The following is a 7,518-nucleotide window of genomic DNA, read 5'->3' as shown; positions in this document are numbered from 1 at the left end:
CCTCGCAGATGCCTGCGAGGGTCAGTATCCGGTATTAGACCCCGTTTCCAGGGCTTGTCCCAGAGTGAAGGGCAGATTGCCCACGTGTTACTCACCCGTTCGCCACTAATCCCCACCGAAGTGGTTCATCGTTCGACTTGCATGTGTTAAGCACGCCGCCAGCGTTCGTCCTGAGCCAGGATCAAACTCTCCGTGAATGTTTACCCGACAGTGCTTAATTAAAAGCGCGGGTGACACCACGAGAGCGGAACAGTCGGAGGAATAATCCGACCGTTCACAGCGTCCTCGCTGTTGTGTTACTTCAAAGGAACCTCAACCCGAACGGAGATCCGATCAGGTCGGGGTATCAACATATCTGGCGTTGACTTTTGGCACGCTGTTGAGTTCTCAAGGAACGGACGCTTCCTTTGTACTCACCCTCTCGGGCTTTCCTCCGGGCGCTTCCCTTCGGTCTTGCGTTTCCGACTCTATCAGATCCTTTTCGATCCGATTCCCTGTCGGCGGGATTTGTCGACGCCTTCGCGCTTTCGCTCGTCGGCCTTTCGACATTCACTACGTTAGCCGATTTCTCCGTGGACTCATAATCGAGTCCCGCGAGTTTGAATTCAGGCATGCGGACATGCCGAATTCGCTCCCGCTGAGGGAAGTCGTTGGTAGTGGGTTGGCCGCTTCCGGCTGCAGGCGATTGCCGTACCCGGGTCAAGCGGCTCGGGCTACGTTACGCGTCTCCCAAAGGAGAGTCAACTTCGGCGCTTCCTCGGGACATGGGCCCGATACGGGCGGACCGTCGGGTCGTCGGCGACCCAGTAGCGCCAGGGGTGCACGCCGCCTTCGCCGGCCACGCCGGTACGGGGCCCGTTCCGTACCTGGTCACCGGGTGCGGGGGTACCCGTCAGGATGCGCAGCGGCGTCTCTTGGGGCGTGCACGCGTCCGTGCCGTTCAATGCGCGGTCCACGCCCAGGGCCGTGGCGAGGCGGGCCGGGCCTTTGGCCAGTTCCTTGTCATTGCGGGCGGAGAGCCGACGGGTCCGGGCCAGCTCGGCCCCCTCGATGATCTCGCCGGCCCGGAGCAGTACCGCGCTCGACCTGCCCTCGGGGCCGCACACCAGGTTCATGCAGAACCACATGCCGTAGGTGAAGTAGACGTACACGTGTCCGGGGGGACCGAACATCACCTCGTTGCGAGGGGTGCGACCGCGGTAGGCGTGGGAGCCGGGGTCGTTCTGACCGTCGTAGGCCTCCACCTCCGTCAGGCGGAGGGCGATCGGACCGTCCGGACCGGTGCGCACCAGGATGCGGCCCAGGAGGTCGGGGGCCACCTCGAGGACGGGGCGGTCGAAGAATTCCCTGGGCAGGGGCGTACGGTCGGGGCTCGCGATCATGCCGTCCGAGCGTAACGCAGCCGGGACCGTGCGCGGGGTGGTCGGGGAGCGTCCGCCTTGCCAGGGTGTGGGGTGCGGAACCGGCCACGGTCGGATCGCGTTTGTATGGGTCGAGGATCCACACGTAAGCCTGGAGAGGGAGAGACATGGCGTTCAAGAAGCTGCTCGCGAGTCTGGGGGCCGGCGGGGCTTCGGTCGAGACCGTGCTGAGCGAGGGCAACGTCGTTCCGGGGGGTGTCGTCCAGGGTGAGGTGCGGATCCAGGGCGGGTCCGTCGACCAGGAGATCGAGGGGCTGTCGGTCGGGCTTCAGGCCAAGGTCGAGGTGGAGAGCGGCGACCAGGAGTACAAGCAGGACATCGAGTTCACCAAGGTGCGACTCGGTGGTGCCTTCGAGCTGAAGGCCGGAGTGGTGCACGCGGTGCCCTTCGGGCTGGAGATCCCGTGGGAGACGCCGATCACCATGATCGACGGGCAGGCGCTGCGCGGGATGAACATCGGCGTCACCACGGAGCTGGAGATCGCGCGCGCCGTGGACTCCGGTGACCTGGACGCCATCAACGTGCATCCGCTGCCGGCGCAGAAGGCGATCCTGGACGCGTTCATCGGTCTGGGCTTCCGCTTCAAGAGCGCGGACATGGAGCGGGGCCACATCCGGGGTACGCGGCAGCAGCTGCCCTTCTACCAGGAGATCGAGTTCCTCCCGCCGCAGCAGTACCGCGGGCTGAACCAGGTCGAGCTGAGCTTCGTGGCCGACGCGCAGGCGATGGACGTCGTGCTGGAGATGGACAAGAAGCCCGGACTGTTCAGCGAGGGCAGCGACACGTTCCGTTCCTTCAAGGTCGGGCTCAACGACTACCAGGGCACCGACTGGACGGCGTACCTCAACCAGTGGCTCTCCGAGGTCGGCAGCAAGCGCAACTGGTTCTAGAAGATCTAGGCTCGGTCATCTCTGCACCAGACCATTCAGGAGGTACCGAGGTGACCGAGCTGAAGCGGCGTCCGCTCCCCCATGACTTCCACCCGCCCGTGCCGTCGTTCACCGTCACGAGTGACGACGTCCAGGAGGGCGGGACGCTCAAGGACGCTCAGGTCCACGCGGCCGGGAACACCTCGCCGCAGCTGCGGTGGGAGGGGTTCCCGGCCGAGACCAAGAGCTTCGCCGTGACCTGCTACGACCCGGACGCCCCGACGGGCAGCGGGTTCTGGCACTGGGTGGTGTTCGACATCCCGGCCTCGGTGACCGAGCTGCCGGTGGGGGCGGGCAGCGGCACCTTCGAGGGGCTGCCGCAGGGTGCCGTACAGGCGCGCAACGACTACGGCAGCAAGGACTTCGGCGGGGCCGCGCCGCCGCCCGGGGACGGCCCGCACCGGTATGTGTTCACGGTGTACGCCGTGGACCAGGAGAAGCTCGGTCCGGACGCGGACGGCACCGCCGCCTTCGTCGGCTTCAATCTGCGGTTCCACACGATCGCGCGCGCCCAGCTGGTCGGTGAGTACGAGGTGCCCGCCGACAGCTGACCCAGCTGAGCGTTCATGGAACGTTTGCCCGCCCCTGGTCTTGGAATGGATCAGGGGCGGGCATCTTTATATTGCGTTGTCCATCTCGGCGTGCCCGGCCAGAGTTGATCCCAGCCCGCCAGGGGGTGGGCCGGTGCGCACGGGAGGTGGGCTGGTATGCGGGACACGCTGGTGCTGAACGCGAGCTTCGAGCCGTTGTCGACGGTGACGTTGAACCGAGCCGTCGTTCTGGTGCTCCAGGACAAGGCCGTCGTCGAGCAGGCCCACCCCTCGCTGCGCATGCGCGGAGCCGCGCTCGACATACCCGCGCCGCGGGTGATCAGGCTGTGCCAATACGTACGGGTGCCGTTCCGAAGACGGGCTCCGTGGTCTAGGCGGGGGGTGCTGGTCCGGGACCGGCACCGGTGCGCGTACTGCGGGCGGCGGGCGACGACCGTCGACCACGTGGTGCCGCGGTCGCACGGCGGGCAGGACACCTGGCTGAACACGGTGGCCTCGTGTGCGGAGGACAACCACCGCAAGGCGAACCGGACTCCGGAGCAGGCGGGGATGCCGTTGCTTCGGGAGCCGTTCGAGCCGACTCCCGCGGATGCGATGTTGCTGGCGCTGGCCCGGGACGACTTCGCCGCGCTGCCGGAGTGGTTGGTGTTGGACGCGGCGTGAGTCTGCGACGTGGGGGGTGATGTGCGTCGCCGGCTGCGGGTCCGTTGTGGCTTGTCGCGCAGTTCCCCGCGCCCCTTGGGGCGCAGGGACGGCCCGGCGTCAGAAGGAACCGTCAGTCGATCGACGGCTTCTCTCGGCGTTCCTGGGCCGGGACGCTCGCGCCGCCGTTGCCGCCTCCGGTGCCCGAACCGCCGCCCAGGCCGCCGAGGTTGCCCATGGCGCCGGAGAGGCCCTTGAGGGCGTCGCCGATTTCGCTGGGGACGATCCAGAGCTTGTTGGCGTCGCCCTCGGCGATCTTCGGGAGCATCTGGAGGTACTGGTAGGAGAGCAGCTTCTGGTCCGGGTCGCCGGCGTGGATGGCCTCGAAGACCGTGCGGACGGCCTGGGCCTCGCCCTCGGCGCGCAGGGCGGCGGCCTTGGCCTCACCTTCGGCGCGCAGGATCTGGGACTGCTTCTCGCCCTCGGCGCGCAGGATCTCGGACTGCCGGACACCTTCGGCCTGGAGGATCGCGGCGCGCTTGTCACGGTCGGCGCGCATCTGCTTCTCCATCGAGTCCTGGATGGAGGTGGGCGGTTCGATGGCCTTGAGCTCGACGCGGTTGACGCGGATGCCCCACTTGCCGGTGGCCTCGTCGAGGACGCCGCGCAGGGCCGCGTTGATCTCCTCGCGCGAGGTCAGGGTCCGTTCCAGGTCCATGCCGCCGATGATGTTGCGCAGGGTGGTGACGGTGAGCTGCTCGATCGCCTGGATGTAGCTGGCGACCTCGTAGGTCGCGGCGCGGGCGTCGGTCACCTGGTAGTAGATGACGGTGTCGATGTTGACGACCAGGTTGTCCTGGGTGATGACCGGCTGCGGCGGGAAGGGGACGACCTGTTCGCGCAGGTCGATGCGGTTGCGGATGGTGTCGATGAACGGGACCACGATGTTGAGGCCCGCGTTGAGGGTCCGCGTGTAGCGGCCGAAGCGCTCGACGATGGCGGCGCTGGCCTGCGGGATGACCTGGATGGTTTTGATCAGGGCGATGAAGACCAACACCACCAGGATGATCAGGACGATGATGACCGGTTCCATCGTGGGTGTCCGTCCCCTTCTCCGCCTCGGCGCTCCGGCAGATCCTATTGACCAGATCCGTTGACCTGGCTGACCCTGACTACTGCTGATCTTACGGCTGTTGAGGATCTTGCTGGTCGAGTCTGACAGACCGTCGCGCGGCGCGGAGGCCGTTCGGGCCACTTGTGCCCGTCGGGGTCACATGATGACGGCCGTGGCCCCGTCGATCTCCACGACGTCCACTTCCTCGCCCGGCTCGAAGGCGCGCCCGGTGTCCAGGGCGCGTGCCGACCAGATCTCCCCGGCGAGTTTGATCCGGCCGCCGGCACCGTCGACCCGCTCCAGGACGACGGCCTGTCTGCCCTTCAGGGCGTCCACTCCCGTGGCCAGTTGGGGCTGTTGGGAGCGGTGTCGGGCGGCGATGGGCCGTACGACGGCGATGAGGGCGACCGAGACGATGACGAAGACAAGTACCTGGACGACCAGGTCCGCGCCCAGTCCGGAGGCGACGGCGGCGGCGACCGCGCCGACGGCGAACATCCCGAACTCCGGCATCGCGGTCACGACGAGCGGAATTCCGAGCGCTGCCGCGGCGACGAGCCACCACACCCATGCGTCGATGTCGTTCACGCTGTCATGGTAGGTCCGACGGGGACGCCGAGGACAGGGCGCACTTGGGGCGGGTCAGGACAGCGGGAGCCCCTTGGCGGTCCACCGGTCCCCGGCCTGCTCGACGACGAGCGGGAGTCCGAAGCAGAGGGACAGGTTGCGGGAGGTCAGTTCGAGCTCCAGGGGTCCGGCGGCCAGGACCTTGCCCTGACGGATCATCAGGACGTGGGTGAAGCCCGGGGCGATCTCCTCGACGTGGTGGGTGACCATGATCATGGAGGGTGCGATGGGGTCGCGGGCGAGTCGGCCGAGGCGGCGGACGAGGTCCTCGCGGCCGCCGAGGTCGAGGCCGGCGGCGGGCTCGTCGAGGAGGAGCAGCTCGGGGTCGGTCATCAGGGCGCGGGCGATCAGGGTGCGCTTGCGCTCGCCCTCGGAGAGGGTGCCGAACCTGCGGTCCAGGTACTCGGTCATGCCGAGGCGGTCGAGGAAGGCGCGGGCGCGCTGCTCGTCGATGTCCTCGTACTCCTCCTGCCAGCCGGCGGTCATGCCGTACGCGGCGGTGAGCACGGTCTGCAGGACGGTCTGGCGCTTGGGCAGCTTGTCGGCCATGGCGATGCCGGCGACGCCGATGCGCGGACGCAGTTCGAAGACGTCGGTGCCGGGCTTGCCGAGGGTCTCGCCGAGGATGGTGGCGGTGCCGCTGCTCGGGTAGAGGTAGCTGGACGCGACGTTGAGGAGGGTGGTCTTGCCGGCGCCGTTGGGACCGAGGATGACCCAGCGCTCGCCCTCCTTGACCGACCAGGAGACCTGGTCCACCAGAGCCCGGCCCTCGCGGACCACGGTTACGTCCTGAAGCTCCAGAACATCGCTCATGAGCGCGTTGTCTCCCCTTGCATTGTGGCCGGTCTCGGCTGTCGCGTACACCTGTGGCTCGGGCCGCGGCGCCGGTGGGCGCAGGCCCCTCCAGGAAATCTACGCCACCGGTCGGCGTAACCGTTCCATCGGTCCGGTCCTTAGGGTGGGGGCATGCTCTCGGAACCACGCGCAGGGCGCCTTGCCGCCTGGGGAAATGCCCTTATTGCCCATATGGTCTCGCCGGACGACGCCGCGGTCGCGATCGTGGGCGAGGACGCGGTGCACCGGGTGGAGGGGCTGCCGGGTGAAGCCGCGCCGGTCGGTCTCACGCTGGCGCTGGGGCGGCTGCGGGCGCTCGGCGCGGTCGGGCTGCGGATCGCGCTGCCCGCGCCGGGGCATCCGCTGGGGCTGAGCGGGCCGCCGGAGTTCAACGCGCGGGCGCTGGAGTCCGAGGAGGCGGTGATCTGTGAGGGGGCCGCGCTGGGGCTGGTGCCGGAGGTGTACGAGGCGGGGCCCGAGGGGGACGTGCACGTCGAGGTCGTCTGGCACTGCCTGCCGGTGCGGGAGGCGCCGCCGGCGGACGTGCCCTCGCTCGGGGAGGCGGAGCGGGAGCTGGCGGAGGCGCTGCGGGACGCCACGGAGGTGCTGACGCGGCTGGATGTCGCCGGGTCGGGGCCGGTGGCGGAGGCGGCGGTCGCGGCGTACCGGGCGCGGGCGGAGCGGTCGTCCGGGCGGGAGGTGCTGGCGCCGGGGTATCCGCCGCGGGCGGTGCGGGTGCTGGAGTTGGCGCAGCGGGTGGGGGTGCTGGTGTCGCTGGCGTCGGAGAACGGGCACGGGGGTGCGGTGAGCGCGTCCGAGATGGCCGCGCGGGGGGATGCGCTCAGGCCGGTGGAGCGGGTGGCTCGGCGGGCGCAGGTCGCGGCGTACAACTCCGTTGTGGTGGAGCGGGGGCGGTGACGGTGCCGTGTCTTGGTGGGCGCCCGGGGTGAGTGCGGGCGTGGGCCGGGGTGGCGCTGCTCGGCGCTGACGAGGTGCCGCAGCGCCCACCCGTGCCGCCCCAGCGGCACGATTGCCCGCTGCTGGGACGGCGTGGGGCGGCGGCCTGCGTCAGTGGTTGACGCCCAGGTTGCCGAAGGCCGGGTTCAGGACGCCGATGACGTTGACGCTGTTGCCGACGGCGTTGACCGGGATGTGGATCGGCGCCTGGACCAGGTTGCCCGAGGCGACGCCCGGGGAGCCGACGGCCTTGCCGTGGGCGTGGGCGCCGCCGTCGGTGGCGGAGGCCATGCCCGCGCCGGCGGCGATCAGGCCGCCGGCCACCATCGTCACGGCCGCTGCCTTCTTCAGGTTCTTCACTTACAAGCCCTCCTTGCGATCGCCGCGGCAGTCGCCGCGGCACGCACTGGAGAACGGCCGGACCCCTCGAAGGATGCGCCATA

At 69.0% G+C, this 7,518-nt stretch carries 9 protein-coding genes and 1 rRNA gene; 4 read left to right on the top strand and 6 right to left on the bottom strand.

Annotation, left to right across the window (positions count from 1 at the left end; all coding sequences use genetic code 11):
* Window positions 1-197 (bottom strand): 16S ribosomal RNA (locus ACFV9J_RS09700); the annotation flags it as partial.
* A 543-nt stretch (window positions 198-740) separates the two neighbouring features.
* Window positions 741-1,382 (bottom strand): DNA-3-methyladenine glycosylase, encoded by a 642-nt coding sequence (locus tag ACFV9J_RS09695; protein WP_385352197.1) that lies wholly within the window; start codon window positions 1,380-1,382, stop codon window positions 741-743.
* A 146-nt stretch (window positions 1,383-1,528) separates the two neighbouring features.
* Here ACFV9J_RS09695 and ACFV9J_RS09690 point away from each other — a divergent pair, with 146 nt between their 5' ends.
* The 3 genes from ACFV9J_RS09690 (at window position 1,529) to ACFV9J_RS09680 (ending at window position 3,564) form a co-directional block, all read left to right on the top strand.
* Window positions 1,529-2,311, top strand: coding sequence for a sporulation protein (locus ACFV9J_RS09690; RefSeq protein WP_385352195.1), 783 nt, complete (start codon window positions 1,529-1,531; stop codon window positions 2,309-2,311).
* Between the two features lie 50 nt (window positions 2,312-2,361).
* Window positions 2,362-2,901 (top strand): YbhB/YbcL family Raf kinase inhibitor-like protein, encoded by a 540-nt coding sequence (locus ACFV9J_RS09685; RefSeq protein WP_385352193.1) that lies wholly within the window; start codon window positions 2,362-2,364, stop codon window positions 2,899-2,901.
* A gap of 156 nt (window positions 2,902-3,057) precedes the next feature.
* Entirely contained in the window at window positions 3,058-3,564 is a 507-nt protein-coding gene (locus ACFV9J_RS09680; RefSeq protein WP_007388340.1) for an HNH endonuclease, read from the top strand.
* 112 nt (window positions 3,565-3,676) lie between these two features.
* Here the strand turns inward: ACFV9J_RS09680 and ACFV9J_RS09675 are convergent, their stop codons facing one another.
* The 3 genes from ACFV9J_RS09675 to ACFV9J_RS09665 form a co-directional block, all read right to left on the bottom strand.
* Window positions 3,677-4,636, bottom strand: a complete 960-nt coding sequence (locus tag ACFV9J_RS09675) for an SPFH domain-containing protein (protein WP_164247628.1) — start codon at window positions 4,634-4,636, stop codon at window positions 3,677-3,679.
* 177 nt (window positions 4,637-4,813) lie between these two features.
* Window positions 4,814-5,245 (bottom strand): NfeD family protein, encoded by a 432-nt coding sequence (locus ACFV9J_RS09670; RefSeq protein WP_003977025.1) that lies wholly within the window; start codon window positions 5,243-5,245, stop codon window positions 4,814-4,816.
* A gap of 54 nt (window positions 5,246-5,299) precedes the next feature.
* Window positions 5,300-6,097, bottom strand: a complete 798-nt coding sequence (locus ACFV9J_RS09665) for an ABC transporter ATP-binding protein (protein ID WP_361007937.1) — start codon at window positions 6,095-6,097, stop codon at window positions 5,300-5,302.
* A gap of 153 nt (window positions 6,098-6,250) precedes the next feature.
* Here ACFV9J_RS09665 and ACFV9J_RS09660 point away from each other — a divergent pair, with 153 nt between their 5' ends.
* Window positions 6,251-7,036: a hypothetical protein gene (locus ACFV9J_RS09660; RefSeq protein WP_385352189.1), complete on the top strand. Its 786-nt coding sequence runs from the start codon at window positions 6,251-6,253 to the stop codon at window positions 7,034-7,036.
* Window positions 7,037-7,186: 150 nt separating this feature from the next.
* Here ACFV9J_RS09660 and chpE read toward each other — a convergent pair whose 3' ends face one another.
* Window positions 7,187-7,435, bottom strand: coding sequence for a chaplin ChpE (chpE, locus tag ACFV9J_RS09655; RefSeq protein WP_003977022.1), 249 nt, complete (start codon window positions 7,433-7,435; stop codon window positions 7,187-7,189).
* Window positions 7,436-7,518 lie beyond the last annotated feature (83 nt).

It is taken from the genome of Streptomyces sp. NPDC059906 (genome assembly GCF_042730645.1).
In the GTDB taxonomy this organism is placed as follows: domain Bacteria; phylum Actinomycetota; class Actinomycetes; order Streptomycetales; family Streptomycetaceae; genus Streptomyces; species Streptomyces rubrogriseus.
This window is presented reverse-complemented; position numbering and strand designations above follow the sequence as displayed.